The sequence below is a fragment of the Pseudarthrobacter sp. NBSH8 genome (genome assembly GCF_014217545.1).
Classification (GTDB): Bacteria; Actinomycetota; Actinomycetes; order Actinomycetales; family Micrococcaceae; genus Arthrobacter.
Genome location: NZ_CP043178.1, coordinates 2,050,380 through 2,069,856 on the forward strand (window position 1 = coordinate 2,050,380; position 19,477 = coordinate 2,069,856).

Here is a 19,477-nt window from a genome sequence, read left to right on the forward strand (position 1 = left end):
CCCCTTTACAGACTGGCCGCCGAGAACGTGTCGCACTGGTTGATGTCGCCGGTGGTGTACCCGGTGTAGAACCATTTCTGCCGCTGTTCGCTGGAGCCGTGCGTCCAAGCCTCGGGCGAGACCCGACCGGTGGCGGCTTCCTGAATCCGGTCATCGCCCACTGCCGAAGCAGCGGACAGGGCGTCGTTCAAATCCTGCTGGGTGACCGGTTCGAGAAACGGCAGCCCGTCGGGTCCAGGCTGCGTAGCGGCGTGCTTCACCCAGAGCCCGGCATAGCAGTCGGCCTGGAGCTCCGTTCTGACAGCACCGGACGCCGGCCCCTGCGGATCCTGCTGGGCACGGTCGAGGTACCCCAGTACGTTCTGGATATGGTGGCCGAATTCGTGAGCCACCACATACTCCTGCGCCAAAGGACCTCCCGAGGATCCGAAGCGGCTCACCAACTCCTTGAAGAACCCGGGATCGAAGTACGCAGTTGTGTCGGCCGGGCAGTAGAACGGACCCACCGCGCTGGAAGCGGTCCCGCAACCGGTGCTGACACCTGCATCGAAGATCACCGTCTCAGGCTGCGGATACTGGACGTTGTAGTCCCGGAGATAGGCCGGCCAGAACGCGTTCAGGCTGTTGACCGTGCCGGTGATTCGGCAGTCCAGACGGGCGTCAGCGTCGGCCCCCGTGGCGCAGGCCGGTGCCGTCCCTTGATTTTGGTCAGCCGTGCCAGTGCCGCCGGTCAGGCCTTCCAACATGGCTGGATTGACGCCAAGGAGGACTGCAATGAGCAGGATGATCCCGACCCCGATCCCGCCGCCGACTTTGGCACCGCGGCCCATGCCGCGCCGGTCCTGGACCTGGGAGGGGTCCAGCTGCACGTTGTCATTGAAGCTCATGAAGTCACAATAGCCTTTACCGGCAGCCCCGAAGCCGAGTCGGCCCGGTAAAGTTGGTTCGATGCCTTTTCTCGATAAAATCCAGCGCTGGGCCGAAGAACGCCCCCATGACACCGCCGTTGTGGTGGCCGGCCAGCGCCTGCGCTGGGCTGAGCTGCGGGACGCCGCCGCAGCCGCTCTTCCAGGGACAGCAGCCGTCACAGTCCTGGCGGAGGCCAACTCCGTGGACTTCGCAGTGAAGTTCACCGCAGCCGTTGCCGGCGAGCGCCAATGCGCCGTCCTGGACCCGACATGGCCAGCACAGCTGCAGCAGGAAATCCGCCTGCGGCTGGACGGCTCAGCCCGACCCGGCGACGTGGCATTGGACGACGCCCTGGCCGACGGGCCGCCGGACTCGACCTTCCTGATCGGACTCACCTCCGGCACCACCTCCGTGCCCAAGGCGTTCACCCGGTCGCGGCAGTCCTGGCGGCAGTCCTTCGACGCATCCATCGAGTTCTTCGGCCTTACCCAGGACGACGTCACGCTCGCGCCCGGACCCCTGGCCGCCAGCCTTAACCTCTACGCCCTCGCCGAGTGCCTCTACGCAGGCTCGGAATTCCAGACGATGGAGAGTTTCGACGTCGGTGATGTCCACTCCGCCATCACGCACGACGGCGTGACCCGGCTGATTCTCGTGCCCACCATGCTGCGGCTGCTGAGTGAGCGCGGCCTGACCGGCTGCGTTGATGCCGCCGGCATCCGGACCATCATCTGTGCTGGCTCAAAGCTGGACGCTCGCACCCTTGAAGCGGCAAGGCGCTGGGCGCCGAACGCCACCATCTATGAGTACTACGGCGCCTCGGAACTGAGCTTTGTCTCCGGTGTGGGACTGGCGGCCGGTAAACAACTGGACGCCGGGGGAACAGGTATAGGGTTCCCGTTCCCGGGCGTGGACGTCAGGATCCTGGACGATGACGGTTCCGAACTTCAGGACGGCGCGGCTGGCAATATCTGTGTGCGAAGCGGCATGGTCAGCAACGGCTACCTGTGGGGTGACGACGGCCGGGCGCTGCGCTCCTTCGACGGCTGGTTCACGGTGGGGGACCAGGGCTACCTCGCTGGCGGCGAGCTGCACATCCTGGGCCGGCGCGCCGACATGATCCTGACATCGGGAAAGAACGTGTATCCGCACGAAGTGGAACTTGCCCTGGCGGCCGTGCCGGGCGTGGCTGCTGCGGTGGCCGCCGGAATACCCGATGACCTCCGCGGCCAACGGGTGGTTGCAGGCGTCATTCCGTCCCACGGAGGAATCACGGCCATGCAGCTCAAGGCAGGACTCGAAAACATCCTGCCGCGGGACAAACGGCCCCACCAGTACTTCGCACTGTCCGAACTTCCCACCACGGACCGAGGCAAGATCAGTCGAAATATCCTGCTGGAATGGATCGGTTCCCACGACCCGAGGGCGCGGCATCTTGACCGCTGACCTGCAGCCCCATGGCTTGCCGGCTGGTGACTTTGTGCCCGCGGACCGGCAGCCCGTGATCATCGCGGCGCGGCGTACAGCGATCCGGCGCGCCAACGGTGCGCTGAAGGAATTGCGTGCCCACCAGCTTCTGGCGCCGGTCCTGGTCAACCTCCTGGCCGATACCCAGGTGCCGGCCGAAGCGGTCACGGATGTGGTGATCGGCAACGCCGTGGGCGGCGGCGGCAACGTGGCCCGGCTGGCCCTTCTTCAGGCGGGGCTGCCGGTGAGCGTGCCGGGGCTGACCGTTGACCGCCAGTGCGGGTCAGGCCTGGATGCGATTGTCCTGGCCGCCCGGCTGGTTGCCGCCGGCGGCAATCCGGTGTATCTCGCCGGGGGAGTGGAGAGTATCAGCACGGCTCCGCTGCGGGCCCACCGGAATGATGGCGGGGAGCCTGACTTTTACGCCCGCGCCCAGTTTGTGCCGCACAGCTTCGGCGACCCGGATATGGGGGTCGCTGCCGAGAACGTTGCTGCCCGGTTCGCGGTCAGCCGGGAGCGGCAGGATGCCTCGGCGCTGCGCAGCCATCAGCGGGCGCTGGCGGCCGCTGGAGCAGGATATTTCGCCGCCGAAATCACCACGCTGGAAACGCAGGCCGGACCCATCTGTGCCGACGACGGCCCCCGGGCCGGCCTGACTGCCGCCGTGCTGAAGCGCTTTCCGCCCGCTTTTGTGCCAGGAGGGACTGTCACCGCCGGGAACTCATGCTTCAACGCGGACGCCGCGTCCGCCGTCGTGGTTACTTCATTGCAGCGGGCCCGGGAACTCGGTGCCGTTGACGGGCTCCTGGTGCTGGGCTCGGACACTGCCGGAGTGGACCCCGACGTGCTGGGGATCGGCGCAGCGGTTGCCGCGGAGCGGCTCCTGAAGGCGAGGGGACTGTCCGCGGACGGTGTTGACCTGGTGGAGTTCAACGAAGCCTTCGCGTCCCAGACCCTGGCGTGCCTGGACCAGTTGGGCATCGATCCGGAGCGGGCCAACCTTGACGGCGGGGCGCTGGCATTGGGCCACGCCTATGGTGCGTCCGGGGCGGTACTGGTGGCCCGGCTTCTCGCCCAGGCCCGGCGCATCGGGAACCATGGCTCCCTGGCCCTGGCTCTGATCAGTATTGCCGGCGGCATGGGAACGGCGGCGCTGCTGCGCTACGAGTTGCTGGCCGGCGGGCGACAGGACCCCTGAGCCGAACAAAGCACATCCAACGGCCCCTCAGTCTTCCGCGTCGCCCAGCCCGCGTGCAGCCAGTGCTTCGCCAGTCTGGCGGGCGAAGGCCACGGTGGTTATGAAAACGGGCAGCACGAGGGCGCGCGGGTTACGCTCAAGCCCGCGGGCCCGGGCCGAATCCCTGACGTCTGCGAAGGCGCCGGCGATATACGGGATGCTGCGGAGCATGATGGCGATAGTCAGCGCAAAACGCTCGGGGTCGGCGCCGAAGCGGCGGAACGGTGTGGCCAGCGATACAACGCCGTCCAGGATCCGCTGCATAGGCGTAGTGGCTGTCAGCAGGGTCGCCGCCACCACGCAGACCAGGATGTTAAGGACAATCCGCGCGGCCGTGGGTCCACCCAGCTGCCACCACTGGAACAGGCCGATGACCACCAGCACAAGGCCAACGGGACGGACAGCACCGACCAGTCGGCGGGCTCCGGCACCCGCCAGGAGAAACAGCCCGCCGAGGGCGGCCAGCACCGCGGCGGAGACCAGCCAGTCAACCACCAGGAAGGACACCAGGCCGCAGCCCACCACCAGCAGGAACTTCACTGCCAGCGGGGTCCGGTGGATGATCGAATTCCCCGGGACGTAGTTGGCCAGCAGAAAGCCGTGCCCCCTCATGGCGCGGCCAGGCCGTTGGTGACCAGGGCCCGGTATGCGTCTACGGCCGCGGCAGGGCCGCCGTCGAACATCACGCGTCCCGCCTCAACCACCAGCACGCGGTCCATCTCCAGGGCGAGGTCGAGGTCGTGTGTGGACATCACAATCTGCTGGTCGAGGCCGGAAAGTGTGCGGCGCAGGAGTTCGCGGTTCCGGAGGTCCAGGAGGGTGGATGGTTCATCCAGCACCAGGACAGTGGGACTCACGGCCAATACAGCGGCGAGGGCCATCAGCTGACGTTCACCGCCAGATAATTCATAGATGCTCTGGTCCGCGAGGGGCAGCAGGCCGAGGCGCTCAAGGGCCGCTTCGGCCAGCCTGCGCCGCTCCGCACCGTGGCGTACCGGGCGGCGCAGCGAAAGTTCTACGTCCTCGCGCCCCGTGGGCATGACCAGCTGCGATAAGGGATCCGTAAAGACGAACCCCACCTGCCGGCGTACGGCCCGAACGGCCCGGACAGTATCGGCGCCGTCCACGGACACGCTGCCGGAACTTGGCTGCACCAGGCCGTTAATCATCCGCAGCAGTGTGGACTTGCCGGACCCGTTGGCCCCGATCACACCGATGCGCTGTTCCGTCAGTTCAAGCGTGACGTCCTGGAGCAGGGACTTCGGTTCCGGGCGGTTGTCTACAGCAACGGCAACTGAGGCCTGCCGGAAAGAAATGGTTGCCATGGCGGGACTAGTTGTTGATCCGCTTCACCCGGCGGACCAGGACGTCGGGAAATGCCCGGTGCAGTGACACTGCGATCACCGCTGCGAGGATGTTCTTAATCACGTCGCCGGGGTAGAAGACCAAGTCTGCGAGGAAGGCGTCACCCAGTGAAGCTTTGGTGTTCAGGGCGATCCCGGCGACTCCGAGCATGTGCACGATCGCGATGCTGGTGACCATCGCCGACGCGAAGAACCACAGCGCCCGGGCGCGTGTTGTCCGCCGGATCACCACGGTGGCCAGCCATCCGACAACGGCTGCAGCGATGGGGAAAGCAATGATGTAACCGGCCGAGGGGCCGGCCAGAATGGCCAGTCCGCTGCGGCCCTGGCTGAAGATCGGGAGGCCGGCCAGGCCCAGGAGTGTGTACAGGCCGACGGCGGCGAAACCTCGGCCTGGGCCCAGCATCAGTCCGGTGAGCATCACCGCAAGGGTCTGGAAAGTGATGGGGATGCCGAAGACGTTCGCCGCGATGCCAGGCACCATAGCGGAGCCGGCAACGAGCGCTGCGAAGACGGCGATCAGGCCCAGGTCGGTGGCATTCCACCGGTTCCGGAGGCGGGAAGCGGTGCCGGTGGCGGCGGTGTCTGTCTGGCTCATGGGGTTGTTCCTGTCGTGGTTGTACAAGCGAAGCATGGGGGTCATCCTGACGTTACCGGCCGCCGTCGGGCGCCATTTTGTAGGGGATCTACTAAACGGGATGCCCGGGGTTGACGGCCGGGCACAACCGTTGAGCCAACGCACGACCGCGGTGCAGCGGTTATGGGGCCAAGCTGAGGCCGGTAGACTTGGAAAGGCCGTTCTGTCGGCCATTCTGCCCGGCTGCTTCCAGACGTCATCCGATGAGCTGCGGCGTTTCCCTGTTGTGAAAGGCCTTACCTGCTGTGATTACTGTCCAGGATCTTGAACTGCGCGCCGGCGCCCGGCTCCTCATGGACCAGGTGAGCTTCCGCATCGACAAGGGCGACAAAATCGGCCTTGTAGGCCGCAACGGCGCAGGCAAGACTACCCTGACCCGGGTACTCGCGGGCGAAGGCCAGCCCGCCGGCGGCAAGGTTACCCGCAGCGGCGAGATCGGCTACCTGCCGCAGGATCCCCGCACTCCGGACATGGAACAGCTGGCCCGCGACCGCATCCTCTCCGCCCGAGGTCTGGACGTAGCCGTCAACAAGCTCAAGCAGACGCATGAGGACATGGCCAGCGAGGACACCGAGGTCCAGCGCAAGGCGATGAACCGCTATGACCGGCTGGAATCCGAGTTCCTGGCCGCCGGCGGCTACGCGGCCGAGGCCGAGGCCGCCGCGATCTGCTCCAACCTGGCCCTCCCGGACCGGCTGCTGAACCAGCCGCTCAAGACCCTGTCCGGCGGCCAGCGCCGTCGTGTGGAACTCGCCCGGATCCTGTATTCGGACGCCGAAACGATGCTCCTCGATGAGCCCACCAACCACCTCGACGCTGACTCCATCACCTGGCTCCGCGAGTTCCTGAAGAACCACCAGGGCGGCCTGATCGTGATCAGCCACGATACCGAGCTGCTCGAAGCCACCGTCAACAAAGTGTTCCTGCTGGATCCCAACCGCGCCAAGGTCGACTTCTACAATATGAACTGGAAGCGCTACCTGCTCCAGCGAGAAACGGATGAGCGCGCCCGCAAGCGTGAGCGCGCCAACGCGGAGAAGAAAGCCCAGGTCCTCATCGACCAGGCCAACAAAATGCGCGCCAAGGCCACCAAGGCCGTCGCAGCGCAGAACATGGCCAAGCGTGCCGAACGTCTGCTGGGCGGCCTCGAAGCCGTCCGCGCGACCGACCGCGTGGCGGCCCTGCGCTTCCCTGATCCGTCACCCTGCGGCAAGACTCCGCTGACAGCGGACGGACTCAGCAAGTCCTACGGTTCGCTGGAGATCTTCACCGACGTGGACCTGGCCATCGACCGCGGTTCCAAGGTGGTCATCCTAGGCCTCAACGGGGCCGGCAAGACCACCCTCCTGCGGATGCTCGCCGGCGTCGACAAGCCGGACACCGGCGAGGTCGTGGCGGGCCACGGCCTGAAGGTGGGCTACTACGCCCAGGAGCACGAGACGCTCGACGTGGACCGCACCGTCCTGCAGAACATGCGCTCCTCCGCCCCGGACATGAACGACGCGGAAGTCCGCAACATCCTGGGCTCGTTCCTTTTCTCCGGAGACGACGTCGATAAGCCCGCCGGTGTGCTCTCCGGCGGCGAGAAGACCCGGCTGGCCCTGGCCACCATCGTGGCCTCAAGCGCGAACGTGCTTCTCCTTGACGAGCCCACCAACAACCTCGACCCGGCCAGCCGCGCCGAAATCCTCGGGGCACTGAGCAACTACACCGGCGCCGTCGTCCTCGTGAGCCACGATGAAGGTGCCGTCGAAGCGCTGAACCCCGAGCGCGTTGTGCTGCTGCCCGACGGCATCGAGGACCACTGGAACGAAGACTACCTCGACCTGATTACGCTGGCTTAGCCTTCTCGGCGTCCGGTCGCCTTCCGCTTAGCACCGCCCTAGATTTGCCGCGTGCTCGCTCGTTCCTCGCTTAGACGCACGCTACACAAATCCACCGCGTCGCTGCGCTGACGGTCCAGTCACCTTGGGGGAGCTAGCGGACCGTTAGTTCCGTTGCGTGCGTGATTCGCAGCAGGTCTTCGTACGTGATGCTGAACATTGAGTTGTGGTCTCCTGCTCCGGCCCAGAGGACTTTGTGGGCCTTGAGTGAGTTGTCCAGGAGTGTTCTGATCTTTTTCGGGTGGCCTACCGGGGCTACGCCGCCTACTTCCTGGCCTGTGTGTTGCAGGACGAACGCGGCGGTGGCCCGGCGGATCTTTCCTGTTTTCACCGGACCGACAACAAGGCCGTGTCCACTTGGCAGTACTGCCCTTGCTGGTGCGCAATAAGGCACGAGCGAAGTAGCGTGGGTGATTTATGTAGCGTGCGTCAGAGGCGAGGAACGAGCCAGCACGCGGGAAATCACCCGCGTTGCGAAGCGAACGCAACTGACGAAAGCGAACGCAACCACAGGGCGCTTTTCACATTCGCCACCAGGGCGGCAACCTCCACACCATGCATGCGTCAGTAACCCTGCGCGTCCAGGAGGGCGTCTTCCTCTTCTTCGGCGGTCGCCTTCTTGCGTTTGCGGGCAACAGGCGGACGACGGCGGGCTGCCGCAGCGGCGGAATGCACGGGGCTGCCGGAATCCCGCGACCTGTCTTCACCCTCAAGCTCATCCTCGGCGTCGATCGCAGCATTCCTGGCCTGCTGCCGTGCGGCGTACCCGAAGCCCACGAACATCAGTACGCCAAACGCAAACCACTGCAGGGAATAGGACAGGTGCGTGCCTTCTTCGGTGGCCGGCTTCGGGAACGGGACGGGCGTGTCAGCGGGGGCGGGAGATTCAGACGCGAGCTGTCCGTAGGCGCCAGTCAGGACCGGGTATCCCAGTTGGTCCGCATAGGTGGGGAGATCGATGGAAGCAAGCTGGCCCTCGGGGGCACCACGGTCCAGTTGGGGCTCCCCGTGCTTGAGGCGGACGACAGCGGTCACTGGGCCGGCGGGAGGCGCCGGAATGGAATCGGGACTGCCCGGGTTCTTGTTGCCGATGGGCAGCCAGCCGCGGTCAATCACCACAGTTTCGCCGGTCTCGAGCTTGAAGGGGACAACCACCTCATACCCGGGCTGCCCGTTCAGCGGACGGTTGCGGACAATGCGCTGACCGTCGGGAGCGTAGGCGCCTTGGAGTTCCACCTGGGTCCATTCCTTCGAGGGGTCCAGTGCGGCGAACTCGTCCCGTGCTGCGTCGAAGGAGATGGGTGTGGCGGAATAGTTGGTGACGACGCGGTTGATCTCTGCGAGGGTCTCTGCGCGGCGGTCCATCTGCCAGCGGCCAAGGAAGACGCAGGCAGCCGCGAAGATGGCGGCCAGCAGGAGGTATCCCAGCCACTTGCTGGAGAAGAGGAAGCGGTACATTCAGCCGTCCTGCCCTACCGGCGCCCGGCCCGCGTCATCCCCCGAATCCAGGACCAGGGTTTCCTTCCACAGGCCGCGGGTCTGGAGGTAGTCTTCGAGCCAGTCACGGTGGTCGTTGCAGGCAAGCCAGGTTTTGCGGCGTTCCGGCGTATGGATCTTGGGGTTGTTCCAGAGCAGTTGCCAGGACGCTTCCGTACGGCACGCCTTGCGGGAGCACATGGCAGCCATGGCCGGCGGGGGACCAGCAGTCCCTGCAGCCAGGTCAAAAATGTTCATGAGGCGCGCCGTTCCTGTCCTTGCGTGGGTTCGTCGTCGTCATCAATGAGTTCGCCCTGGATGACCGCGGACGTGGTGCCGTCCTGTTCCGGCGGCCCGGCTTGGCTTTCCAGCTCGGCCAGCGGGGCCGAGTCGAGCAGTGAGTCGCTGTGGATCTCCGCCTGATCGCTGCCGTTCGCGATCACCACCGCAATCCACGGGAGAAAGACGGCGCCAGCGACCATAACGAGCTTGAACCAGCCGTCCACCACAAAAATGAGGATGAGGCAGACCATGCGGATTCCCATGGCCAGCGCGTACTTGATCATGCGCCGTCGCATGTCCTCCGAGTGGGCGTCCGCCGCGTCCGTAATGCTGTGGACCCCGGAATCCCCGGAGAACCTTTCGGGGTCTCCGGGCACGGACTGTCCAGCATGGTTTTCAAGGGTCACGGCTGATTGATCACGCTCCAAAGGCTTCCTTCAATTCTCTCACCATCGGCAGTTGCGCCCAAACGCGGGCTAAGATCGGAGGCAGCAAAAATCACACCCCGTCCTACCCGCGGCTGCACATGCCGCAGAATCCCGGAGCGTTTAATGTCTGAAGCAGCTACATCGGCCCGCAGTGTCCTGATCACCGGTGGAAACCGCGGCATCGGCCTGGCCATCGCGCAGGCTTTTGTAGCCAATGGCGACAAGGTGGCCGTGACTTACCGGAGCCCCTCGGAGCTGCCGGCCGGCATTCTGGGCGTCAAGGCCGATGTGACCGACGAGGCCTCCGTCGATGCGGCTTTCGCCGAGGTGGAAGCTGCCCACGGTCCCGTTGAGGTCTTGGTGGCAAACGCGGGAATCACCAAGGACACGCTCCTGATGCGGATGAGCGAAGACGACTTCACATCGGTGATCGACACCAACCTCACCGGAGCTTTCCGGGTCATCAAGCGCGCTTCGAAGGGCATGATTCGGATGCGCAAGGGCCGCGTGGTCCTCATTTCCTCGGTCTCGGGCCTCTATGGTGCGCCGGGCCAGATCAACTACTCCGCTTCCAAAGCCGGCCTGGTGGGCATCGCCCGCTCCCTGACGCGTGAGCTGGGCTCACGCGGGATCACAGCAAACGTGGTGGCCCCCGGATTCATCAACACGGATATGACGGCGGAACTGCCCGAGGCCACCCAGAAAAACTACCTTTCCGGCATACCTGCCGGCCGCTTTGCCGAGGCTTCGGAAGTGGCCAACGTGGTCCGCTGGATCTCCAGCGACGAGGCCGCCTACATTTCCGGTGCCGTCATCCCCGTCGACGGCGGACTCGGCATGGGCCACTGAAACGAGGGTGAACTGCCTTCTTTGTCGGGGTCACACAAGTGATTGTGGACTAGGCGCTGGCATGATTGACACCAGACCTCAACGGATTTAGACGTTTCGAACAAAGGAGCCCATATGGGACTGCTGGACAACAAAACCGCCATCGTGACCGGATCCTCACGGGGAATCGGCGCCGAAGTGGCCAAGAACCTCGCTGCCGAGGGCGCGGCCGTCGTCGTTAACTACCGCCAGAAGGCGCCGCGCGCCAACAAGGTGGTCGCAGGAATCGAAGCTGCCGGCGGCCGGGCCACCGCCGTGGGTGCGGACCTCACCACCCAGGAAGGCGTGCAGGCCCTGGCCAGTGCGGCCATGGAGAACTTCGGTTCGCTGGACGTCCTGGTACTCAACGCGTCCGGCGGCATGGAGTCCGGCATGGCAGACGACTACGCCCTTAAGCTCAACCGCGATGCGCAGGTCAACATGCTCAACGCCGCCGTGCCCCTGATGAAGGAAGGCTCCCGTGTGGTCTTCGTGACCAGCCACCAGGCCCACTTCATCAACTCCGTGCCCACCATGCCCGAATACGAGCCTGTGGCCCGCAGCAAGCGTGCCGGCGAGGACGCCCTGCGTGAGCTCCTCCCGAACCTCGCTGAGAAGGGCATCTCGCTGGTGGTTGTGTCCGGCGACATGATCGAAGGCACCGTCACGGCCACGCTGCTGGACCGCTCAAACCCGGGCGCCATCGAAGCACGCCGCGCCGAGGCCGGAAAGCTCTACTCCGTGGAGGAGTTCGCTGAAGTTGTGGCCGGCATGGCTACGGCCGACGTCGAATCCGGCCACACGGAGTACGCCGGCGGCTCCGACTACTTCGGCAAGGGCGTCGAGTAGCGCTTCCGGGCATCCCGTAAGGGCCGTGTTTCCACGCGGCAAAATCCATCACCGCGGTGAGCCCCGGGCAGTACTCCTGCCCGGGGCTTCTTGCATGGCTCAGCAACGAGAGGTTACGGGCCGTAGCTATCCGGCAGGTATTCCCTGACGGTGATCACTTCGAGGCAACCATCGATCCCAACATCAGGGTTCGCCAATGGGTCGAGCTCGTGCCCCGCGGCTTCGAGGACGCCGTCGCCTGGCTTGCCTCCGCGGCGCACGGTGAGCGGCCGCAGTGGAACGTGACGTTACGGTCGCTGACCGGGACCGGACGGCCAAGGATGCGGGGCTTCAGACCCCGGCGATGTGGCGCACCGCGTCGAGATACGGCATGTTGATCGCAGCATCCGCGACGGCCCGGACCGCAGGTTTGGCGTTGAACGCCACACCGATCCCGGCGGCCCCGAGCATATCCAGGTCGTTGGCGCCGTCGCCCACGGCAATGGTGTGTTCCATCGCGATGCCTTCGGCGGCCGCCCACTCGCGCAGGTACTTTTCCTTCGCCGCGCGGTCGATGACGGCACCAATTACGTTGCCGGTCAGGGCGCCGTCCACAATTTCAAGCTCGTTAGCCAGCCAGTAGTCCAGGCCCAGATCCTCCGCTATGGGACGCAGGATCTGGTTGAACCCGCCGGACACCACGGCCACCACATGGCCCGCAGCTTTGAAGGCCGCAACCAGCTCAGCGGCACCGTCGCTCAGCTTCACTTCCGCCCGGACGGAATCGACGACGGCGGCTGGCAGTCCTGCGAGCACGGCCACCCGCGCGTGGAGGCTCTGCGCAAAGTCCAGTTCACCGCGCATAGCGGATTCGGTGACTGCCGCCACTTCCTCCCGCTTGCCCGCATAGGCCGCCAGGAGCTCAATGACTTCCTGCTGGATCAGTGTCGAATCAACGTCCATGATCAGCAGCTTCCGCGGAGCCGCACGCAAACCTGCGGGAACGATGGCGGTGTCCAGGCCGGCCTGCGCCGCCTCGGCCACCGCTCTGCGGAGTGCGGAAATACCGGCGTCCGTGCCGTCGGCGATAGTGAGCTCGGCAGTGTGGACCTCAAACCGGTTGTCCCCGCCCCTTGATTGGGATCGGACCCTGGCGCCACTGCCCGTCAGGGCGTCGTGCACGGTATCGAGCCCGGAGGCGGTCAGTTTTGGGCCATAGCTGACCGCAGTCACGTTCGAAGTCATGGCTGCAATCTTAGTCAGCGGGGAAGAGCCACCCGAATTGATTGCGCCAGGTTGATGGCGAACCCCCGCGGGCGGGCCGGCCAGCGGGCGGGGCCGGCGACTATGGCCCGTATCGCTGTCCAAGTATCAGTTATCAGTCCGCCCCTTTTTTGTCCTAGTGTCTACTCCTATGAGTGATGTTCTTGAATTGGCCGCCGTCAGCGTTGTCCGTGGGGCTAAAACGCTCCTGAACAAGGTGGACTGGCAGGTCAAAGAGGGCGAACGCTGGGTCATCCTGGGACCCAACGGTGCAGGCAAGACCACTCTCCTGCAGATTGCTGCAGCCCGTCTTCACCCCACGAGCGGCATCGCCGGCATCCTGGAGGAAATCCTCGGCTCCGTGGACGTGTTTGAACTCCGTCCCCGCATCGGCCTGTCCTCCGCCGCCCTGGCCAACCAGATTCCCGGGCACGAAACAGTCCTCAACGTTGTTGTCACCGCAGCGTACGGCGTCACGGGCCGCTGGCGTGAAGGCTATGAAAAGGCTGACGAACGCCGGGCCTTCATGCTGCTGAATGACTGGGGCATGGGTCCGTTCCTGAACCGGGCTTTCGCGTCCCTGTCCGAGGGTGAGCGCAAGCGGGTACAGATTGCCCGCGCCCTCATGACTGATCCAGAACTCCTCCTGCTCGACGAACCCGCAGCCGGCCTGGACCTGGGTGGGCGCGAGGACCTGGTGCACCGCCTCAGCGAACTGGCCGGTGATGAGTCCGCTCCGGCCATTGTCCTGGTCACCCACCACCTCGAAGAGGTGCCCCCGGGCTTCACCCATGCGATGTTGCTCCGAGACTCCAACGTGGTGGCGGCCGGACCCCTCGCGGGCGTGCTGACGGCGGAGCACCTCAGCAAGACCTTCGGCGTGGAACTCGACGTCACCGTCAACGCTGGCCGCTACACCGCCACCGCCCGCCGCTAGGCCGCGGCGCCGCCAATCGTGGATCTTCTCAGCAGCAGCTTTGTGTTTTTTGCCGGCCTGTGGGCCGGCACCATCAACGCCGTTGTAGGCTCCGGCACCCTGGTGACGTTCCCGGTCCTGATCGCCCTCGGAGTCACTCCCGTGGTGGCTTCCATGAGCAACGCGATGGGCCTTGTGGCCGGCACCGCAGCGGGTGCGTGGGGGTACCGCCGCGAGCTCAAGGGCCGCGGCCTGCAGTTGTTGAAGCTCCTGCCGGCGTCGCTGCTGGGCGGCATCACCGGGGCCTGGTTGCTGTTGCACCTGCCGGAGAAGGTCTTCCACTACGTGGCCCCGGTTCTCCTGGTGCTTGCCCTGCTGATGGTGGTGTTCCAGCCGCGGCTGCAGGCCTGGGTCCGCAATCGCGAGGAAAACCCCGAGCACGCCATCAAGGACAAAAGGCACGGCATTCTCCTGATTGTCCTGGTGTACCTGGCCGGCGTCTATGGGGGATACTTCGTGGCCGCCCAGGGCATCCTCCTGGTGGGCATCCTGGGCGTATTCCTCACCGGCACCATCCAGAACGCCAACGCCATGAAGAACATTCTGGTCCTCGGCGTCAACCTTGTGGCCGCCGTGTCGTACCTGCTCTTCGCCTTTGACCGGATCAACTGGCTGGTGGTGCTCCTGATCGCCGTGAGCTCCACAATCGGCGGCCTTCTGGGCTCCAAAGTTGGGCGGCGGCTGTCCCCGGCTGTGCTGCGGACCGTCATCTTTGCGCTCGGCCTGATGGCGCTGGGCTTTATGACCGCCAACCTGCTGAAATAATCAGCCGGTGACAATCCACTATCTTGAATCCGCCGGGGACCCCCGCGTCTCCGACTACACGCAGCTGACGGACGTGAACTTGCGGAAGCTCCGCGAACCGGCTGAAGGAATGTACATCGCCGAATCCTCGCGGGTTCTCCGCCGGGCGTTGGCGGCCGGCCACCGGCCAAGGTCGTTCTTCCTGGCGGAGAAATGGCTGGCTGACCTGCGGGATGTCCTCACTGCCTACCCGGACGCTCCCGCCTTCATTGGCAGCGCCGCCCTGCTCGAAGAGATCACCGGGTTCCACCTGCACCGCGGCGCCATGGCGGCCATGCAGCGGCCGGAGCCGGTGCCCCTCCAGGAGCTGCTGGCTGGCGCGCACCGGGTCGCGGTCCTGGAGGACATAGTGGACCACACCAACGTGGGCGCCATCTTCCGGTCGGCCGCGGCACTGGACATCGACGCGGTCCTGATTTCGCCGCGCTGCGGCGATCCGCTCTATCGCCGCAGTGTCCGGGTCAGCATGGGAACGGTCTTCCAGGTGCCCTGGGCGCGGCTGGAGTCCTGGCCGGGGGACCTGTCGCTGCTCAAGGAAGCCGGCTTCACGGTGGCCGCGCTTGAACTCACCGAGGACGCCGTGGCTGTGGACGGGCTCGCCGCGCGCAATCCGGACAGGCTGGCCCTGGTGCTCGGCACTGAGGGTGCCGGCATGAGCGCCGGGACGCTTGCCGCCGCCGACCTCGCCGTGAAGATCCCCATGCGCGCAGGAGTGGACTCCCTCAACGTGGCGGCGGCCTCCGCTGTGGCGTTCTGGGAACTCCGGCCCCGCGGTTCGCAGGGTCCGCGTTGATCAGCTATTATTAACAGCTGGCTGTCCTGCGTTTTCTGCCTTGCGGCAGTGAAGCAGACACCAGCCATCCCATTCATACCTGGCAGCTGGCAAAATCCAGTTGTGCGAACAAAGGCCCCATTATGAAGTCTGATATCCACCCGAAGTACGAAGCTGTTGTTTTCAACGACCTGGCTTCCGGCGTCAGTTTCCTGACCAAGTCCACCGTGTCTTCCAAGAAGACCATCGAGTGGGAAGACGGAAACACCTACCCGGTTATCGACGTCGAAATCTCCTCCGAGTCCCACCCGTTCTACACGGGCAAGCAGCGAATCATGGACTCTGCAGGCCGCGTCGAGCGCTTCAACGCTCGCTTCAAGGGCTTCGGCGGCGCGAAGTAATTCACTTCACCCCCAAGGTTCTTTGGAAAGCCCGCACCGGCAACGGTGCGGGCTTTTTGCGTCCTGGGCTTTGTCGTTTCGGGGAGCCCTGATCGTGGGGCAGGATGAATGGCATGATTGCCTCGCCATTTGCCGCTGAAGACCACCCCCGCAGCCACCACGGTGAGTACAAAGTCCCCGGCGGCAAACTTGTGGTGGTGGACTTCGACGTTGTGGACGGTCTCCTCGCCGACGTCTCCCTCAGCGGCGACTTTTTCCTCGAACCCGATGAGGCGCTGCCCGCCATCAACCGGGCGCTGACAGGACTTCCGGAAAGCACGACGGCGGCGGAGCTGGCCGCGGCCGTCACCACTTCGCTGCCTCCCGGCGCCGTCCTGTTCGGCTTTTCGGCCGACGCCGTGGCCGTCACCGTACGCCGCGCCCTGTCGAAGGCAACAGCCTGGACAGACCACCACTGGAACATCATCGCCCCCACAGTGCTGCCGACGCATATCAACGTCGCCCTGGATGAGGTGCTGACCGAAGAGGTGGGCGCCGGCCGTCGCAACCCCACCCTGCGGTTCTGGGACTGGGAGGAGCCATCCGTGGTGATCGGCAGTTTCCAGTCGTTTCGGAATGAGCTGGATCCGGACGGCGTAGCCCGGCACGGCATCAGTGTGGTCCGTCGGATCAGCGGCGGCGGAGCCATGTTTATGGAGGCCGGAAACTGCATCACGTACTCCCTGTACCTGCCGCAGACGCTGGTGGACGGGATCAGCTTCGCGGATTCCTACGCGTTCCTGGACGCCTGGGTGATGGCCGCCCTCGAAAAAATCGGGGTGACGGCCTTTTACGTGCCCCTGAACGATATCGCCACGGACCAAGGCAAGATCGGCGGTGCTGCCCAGAAGCGCCTCGCCAACGGGGGGATGCTGCACCACGTCACGATGAGCTACGACATCGACGCCGACAAGATGGTCGAGGTGCTGCGCATCGGCAAGGAGAAGCTCTCGGACAAGGGCACGCGCAGCGCCAAGAAACGGGTTGATCCGCTGCGCCGGCAGACCGGACTGGCCCGTACGGAGATCATCGCCGCCATGATGGAAGTGTTCAGCGAACGGTATGCTGCCACCCCATCGGAACTCACTACCGCCGAACTCAGTGCCGCCCGGGACCGGGTGACCACCAAGTTCGGCGCCGAAGATTGGCTGCACCGGGTCCCGTAAGCCCGTGCCGGGGTGGCCTACTGCAGCTGTGCGGTGAGCCCCCGGAGCAGGTGGCTCCGCTGCTCCACAATGATCCGGCGCAGCGCCCGGGGCGCGTCAGTGTTGGCCGTCAGCCAGGCATCCGTGCGGACCACCACGGGGTGCTCCACTGGCAGGGTCCCCGCCGGCAGGTTCTGCGCCAGGGGGTACAGCCCCCGGACGATCCGGCTGGCGATTTCGATGCTCCGCTGGTCCCAGACGACGCGGAGGCACTCAAAGTAGGGCTCCACATAGGGGTCCATCAGGGCAGCGGGAGCGGTCGCAAAGCCGGCGATGGTGGCGCTGAGGAGCTGGTTCGACAGCTCCGCCCCCTCCACCGCGTCCCGCCAGGCGGCGGCCTTTACGCCAGGCTCCGGCCGGGCGGCCATCGCCGTGGCATGGCCCGCCCGGCCCGAGGCAGTGGTGTCCCGTTCGAGTTCGGCGTCCAGCTCGTCGGGGACGGCCTGCCCGTTGGCCGCCAAGGCATGCCAGAGGCTCCAGCGCAGCTCGGCGTCCACGGCCAGGCCGTCCACCACCACCGAGCCGTCCAGCAGGCCCCTGAGCCGGGGGAGGAGGGCAGCGTCGTGACGGCTGACGGCGGCCAGCGTCCGCGCCCAGGCCAGCTGGTGGTCTGAACCCGGCGCTGCCTTACCCAGCTGGGCGTCGGCCGCCGCCAGGAAGGAGCCACGCACCGCGTCGCGTTGGGCCACGGGGGTGTAGCGTTCGACGGCGGTGGAGGCGTTCTCGAGGGTGTTCAGCAGCACGCCGACTCCCGTTTCGGCCGGTCCGAACGACGTCACGGCCTCCACATAGCGCGAGGCCGGGCTTTCCCCGTCGCGGGCGGAGTTCCATAGCGCGGTCCAGCAGAGGGCCCGGGCCATGGGGTCGGTAATCCGGTCCAGCGACGCCAGGACTGTCGCCTCGGACACCGGGTCCAGCCGTACTTTGGCGTAGGTGAGGTCATCATCGTTGACGAGCAGGAGGGCGGGCCGCGGCTGCCCCGCCAGTTCCGGGATCTCCGTCCGTGCTCTGGCAACGTCCGTTTCAACACTTCCGGTGCGGACCAGGGCGCCGTCGGCGCCGAAGTTGTACGAGCCCACGCGCAGCCGGTGCGGCCGCAGTTCCTCCCGTCCGGTAACGGGGTCCACCGCATCCTGGACGATCGTGACAGCGTCCAGTACGCCGTCGTGCGTTTTCGTCTCCAGGGACAGCGTGGAAATCCCGGAGGTCTGCAGCCAGGCGGCAGCCCAGCCGGCAAGGTCGCGGCCGGAAGCAGCACTAAGGGCTTTCAGGAGGTCCGCCAGGGTGGTGTTCCCGTAGGCGTGGTCGCGGAAGTACTGCCGTGAGCCGGCGATGAACGCTTCAAACCCCACGTACGCCACCAACTGCTTGAGCACGGACGCGCCCTTGGCGTAGGTGATGCCGTCGAAGTTCTGCTTGGCGGCCTCGAGGTCGGGGATGTCGGCCACGATCGGGTGTGTGGTGGGCAGCTGGTCCTGGACATAGGCCCAGGCCTTGCGTTTGTTGGCGAAGTTCACCCACGCGGTGTCCCAGTCGGTAGCACGGTCCACGCCGAGGGTGCCCATGTAGTCCGCGAAGGACTCTTTCAGCCACAGGTCGTCCCACCACTGCATCGTGACGAGGTCCCCGAACCACATGTGCGCCATCTCGTGCATCAGCGTGTTCGCGCGGGCCTGGTACTGCGCGTCGGTGGCGCGGGACGTGAACACATAGCTTTCGGTAAAGGTGACCAAGCCCGGGTTTTCCATCGCGCCCAGGTTGTATTCCGGGACAAAGGCCTGATCGTATTTCCCCCAGGGGTATGGGTAGTCGAACAGCCGGTTGAAGAAGTCCAGCCCGTTTTTGGTCAGGCGGAAGAGCTCCGCGGCATCGAAGGATTCCGCCATCGAAGCCCGGCAGTACAGCGCCAGGGGCACCGCCAGCAGCGTGCCGTCGTCGAGTGTGGCGCTCCAGTGGTCCCGGGCCTTGAAGTAGGGCCCGGCGAGGATTGTGGTGATGTAGGTGGACATGGGGCGGGTGGTGGCGAAGTCCCAGCGGCTGGTGTCCGGATCGCTCGTCAGCTGCGTGCGGGCCGCTTCCACACCGTTTGAGGCCACCTCCCAGCCGGACGGTGCCATGACGTGGAACGTGTACTCGGCCTTGAGGTCGGGCTGTTCAAAGTTGGCGAACACGCGCCGTGCGTCGGCGGGTTCGTATTGCGTGTAGAGGTAGCACCGGCCGTCGGCGGGATCCACAAAGCGGTGCATGCCCTCGCCGGACCGGCTGTACAGGGCCATGCCGGTGACTGTGACCTGGTTCTCCGCCTGCAGGTTGTCCAGGCGGATCCGGGATCCCTCCACCACGTCGGCCACGGGTAGTCCAATGCCGTTGAGGAACACGCTGTGGACTTCGCCGGCGATGAAATCCAGAAATGTAGACCCCGCCACCACCTGCCCCTGGCCCGGCACGGCTGCCGAGAAGTTGATAACGCTGCGGCTGATGTAGCCCGCCACGTCCGGGTCCGCTGCCTGCCGCACATCCAGGGAGACGTCGTAACTGTGGGTGCTGATCAGGGCTGACCGTTGAGCGGCTTCATTGCGCTGCAGATTCTCATGTGACACTCAGCTATCTAATCACGGGATCCGGGCCTGCGGCTCACC

The 19,477-nt window shown here is 65.6% G+C and carries 19 protein-coding genes and 1 pseudogene; 10 read left to right on the forward strand and 10 right to left on the reverse strand.

Annotated elements, in window-relative coordinates; translation table 11 throughout:
* Positions 1-5: 5 nt before the first annotated feature.
* On the reverse strand, positions 6-887 hold the full coding sequence (locus FYJ92_RS09435; RefSeq protein ID WP_185260510.1) for a neutral zinc metallopeptidase: 882 nt from the start codon (positions 885-887) through the stop codon (positions 6-8).
* A gap of 61 nt (positions 888-948) precedes the next feature.
* Between FYJ92_RS09435 and FYJ92_RS09440 the strand changes: the two genes are divergently transcribed.
* On the forward strand, positions 949-2,355 hold the full coding sequence (locus FYJ92_RS09440; RefSeq protein WP_185260511.1) for a class I adenylate-forming enzyme family protein: 1,407 nt from the start codon (positions 949-951) through the stop codon (positions 2,353-2,355).
* On the forward strand, positions 2,345-3,574 hold the full coding sequence (locus FYJ92_RS09445; protein WP_255482003.1) for a thiolase family protein: 1,230 nt from the start codon (positions 2,345-2,347) through the stop codon (positions 3,572-3,574). The genes FYJ92_RS09440 and FYJ92_RS09445 overlap by 11 nt, the downstream gene beginning before the upstream one ends.
* Positions 3,575-3,601: 27 nt before the next feature.
* On the opposite strand, the gene FYJ92_RS09450 is transcribed toward FYJ92_RS09445, so the two are convergent.
* The 3 genes from FYJ92_RS09450 to FYJ92_RS09460 are packed head-to-tail and all read right to left on the reverse strand — an operon-like array spanning position 3,602 to position 5,575.
* Positions 3,602-4,225: an energy-coupling factor transporter transmembrane protein EcfT gene (locus FYJ92_RS09450; RefSeq protein WP_185260512.1), complete on the reverse strand. Its 624-nt coding sequence runs from the start codon at positions 4,223-4,225 to the stop codon at positions 3,602-3,604.
* Positions 4,222-4,938 (reverse strand): energy-coupling factor ABC transporter ATP-binding protein, encoded by a 717-nt coding sequence (locus tag FYJ92_RS09455; protein ID WP_185260513.1) that lies wholly within the window; start codon positions 4,936-4,938, stop codon positions 4,222-4,224. The genes FYJ92_RS09450 and FYJ92_RS09455 overlap by 4 nt, the downstream gene beginning before the upstream one ends.
* A 7-nt stretch (positions 4,939-4,945) precedes the next feature.
* Complete coding sequence (locus tag FYJ92_RS09460; protein ID WP_185260514.1) at positions 4,946-5,575, reverse strand: biotin transporter BioY; 630 nt, start codon at positions 5,573-5,575, stop codon at positions 4,946-4,948.
* 284 nt (positions 5,576-5,859) lie between these two features.
* Between FYJ92_RS09460 and FYJ92_RS09465 the strand changes: the two genes are divergently transcribed.
* Complete coding sequence (locus FYJ92_RS09465; protein WP_185260515.1) at positions 5,860-7,458, forward strand: ABC-F family ATP-binding cassette domain-containing protein; 1,599 nt, start codon at positions 5,860-5,862, stop codon at positions 7,456-7,458.
* A gap of 133 nt (positions 7,459-7,591) precedes the next feature.
* On the opposite strand, the pseudogene FYJ92_RS09470 reads toward FYJ92_RS09465, so the two are convergent.
* From FYJ92_RS09470 to FYJ92_RS09485, 4 genes and pseudogenes are all read right to left on the reverse strand, one after another.
* Positions 7,592-7,822 (reverse strand): annotated as a pseudogene (locus FYJ92_RS09470) (YbaK/EbsC family protein); the annotation flags it as partial.
* A 239-nt stretch (positions 7,823-8,061) separates the two neighbouring features.
* The gene (locus FYJ92_RS09475) at positions 8,062-8,955 is read right to left on the reverse strand and encodes an SURF1 family protein (protein ID WP_185260516.1); all 894 of its coding nucleotides are present in this window, start codon (positions 8,953-8,955) and stop codon (positions 8,062-8,064) included.
* A complete protein-coding gene (locus FYJ92_RS09480; protein WP_185260517.1) occupies positions 8,956-9,231 on the reverse strand; it encodes a hypothetical protein in 276 nt (91 codons plus the stop codon).
* A complete protein-coding gene (locus FYJ92_RS09485) occupies positions 9,228-9,662 on the reverse strand; it encodes a DUF3099 domain-containing protein (RefSeq protein ID WP_185260518.1) in 435 nt (144 codons plus the stop codon). The genes FYJ92_RS09480 and FYJ92_RS09485 overlap by 4 nt, the downstream gene beginning before the upstream one ends.
* A 144-nt stretch (positions 9,663-9,806) precedes the next feature.
* Here FYJ92_RS09485 and FYJ92_RS09490 point away from each other — a divergent pair, with 144 nt between their 5' ends.
* Together FYJ92_RS09490 and FYJ92_RS09495 are read left to right on the forward strand one after the other, a co-directional pair.
* Positions 9,807-10,532 carry a beta-ketoacyl-ACP reductase gene (locus tag FYJ92_RS09490; RefSeq protein WP_185260519.1) on the forward strand — a complete coding sequence of 242 codons (726 nt, stop codon included), beginning with the start codon at positions 9,807-9,809 and terminating at the stop codon, positions 10,530-10,532.
* Positions 10,533-10,646: 114 nt separating this feature from the next.
* On the forward strand, positions 10,647-11,399 hold the full coding sequence (locus tag FYJ92_RS09495) for an SDR family oxidoreductase (RefSeq protein ID WP_185260520.1): 753 nt from the start codon (positions 10,647-10,649) through the stop codon (positions 11,397-11,399).
* A 330-nt stretch (positions 11,400-11,729) separates the two neighbouring features.
* On the opposite strand, the gene serB is transcribed toward FYJ92_RS09495, so the two are convergent.
* A complete protein-coding gene (gene serB, locus FYJ92_RS09500) occupies positions 11,730-12,623 on the reverse strand; it encodes a phosphoserine phosphatase SerB (protein ID WP_185260521.1) in 894 nt (297 codons plus the stop codon).
* A 169-nt stretch (positions 12,624-12,792) separates the two neighbouring features.
* Between serB and FYJ92_RS09505 the strand changes: the two genes are divergently transcribed.
* From FYJ92_RS09505 to FYJ92_RS09525, 5 genes are all read left to right on the forward strand, one after another.
* On the forward strand, positions 12,793-13,578 hold the full coding sequence (locus FYJ92_RS09505; RefSeq protein ID WP_185260522.1) for an ABC transporter ATP-binding protein: 786 nt from the start codon (positions 12,793-12,795) through the stop codon (positions 13,576-13,578).
* Between the two features lie 18 nt (positions 13,579-13,596).
* Complete coding sequence (locus FYJ92_RS09510; protein WP_185260523.1) at positions 13,597-14,382, forward strand: sulfite exporter TauE/SafE family protein; 786 nt, start codon at positions 13,597-13,599, stop codon at positions 14,380-14,382.
* Positions 14,383-14,389: 7 nt separating this feature from the next.
* Positions 14,390-15,214, forward strand: a complete 825-nt coding sequence (locus FYJ92_RS09515) for an RNA methyltransferase (protein WP_185260524.1) — start codon at positions 14,390-14,392, stop codon at positions 15,212-15,214.
* A 122-nt stretch (positions 15,215-15,336) separates the two neighbouring features.
* On the forward strand, positions 15,337-15,594 hold the full coding sequence (locus FYJ92_RS09520) for a type B 50S ribosomal protein L31 (protein ID WP_111909496.1): 258 nt from the start codon (positions 15,337-15,339) through the stop codon (positions 15,592-15,594).
* A gap of 104 nt (positions 15,595-15,698) precedes the next feature.
* Positions 15,699-16,799, forward strand: coding sequence for a biotin/lipoate A/B protein ligase family protein (locus FYJ92_RS09525; RefSeq protein ID WP_370525917.1), 1,101 nt, complete (start codon positions 15,699-15,701; stop codon positions 16,797-16,799).
* Between the two features lie 17 nt (positions 16,800-16,816).
* Here the strand turns inward: FYJ92_RS09525 and pepN are convergent, their stop codons facing one another.
* Complete coding sequence (pepN, locus tag FYJ92_RS09530) at positions 16,817-19,438, reverse strand: aminopeptidase N (RefSeq protein ID WP_185260526.1); 2,622 nt, start codon at positions 19,436-19,438, stop codon at positions 16,817-16,819.
* Positions 19,439-19,477 lie beyond the last annotated feature (39 nt).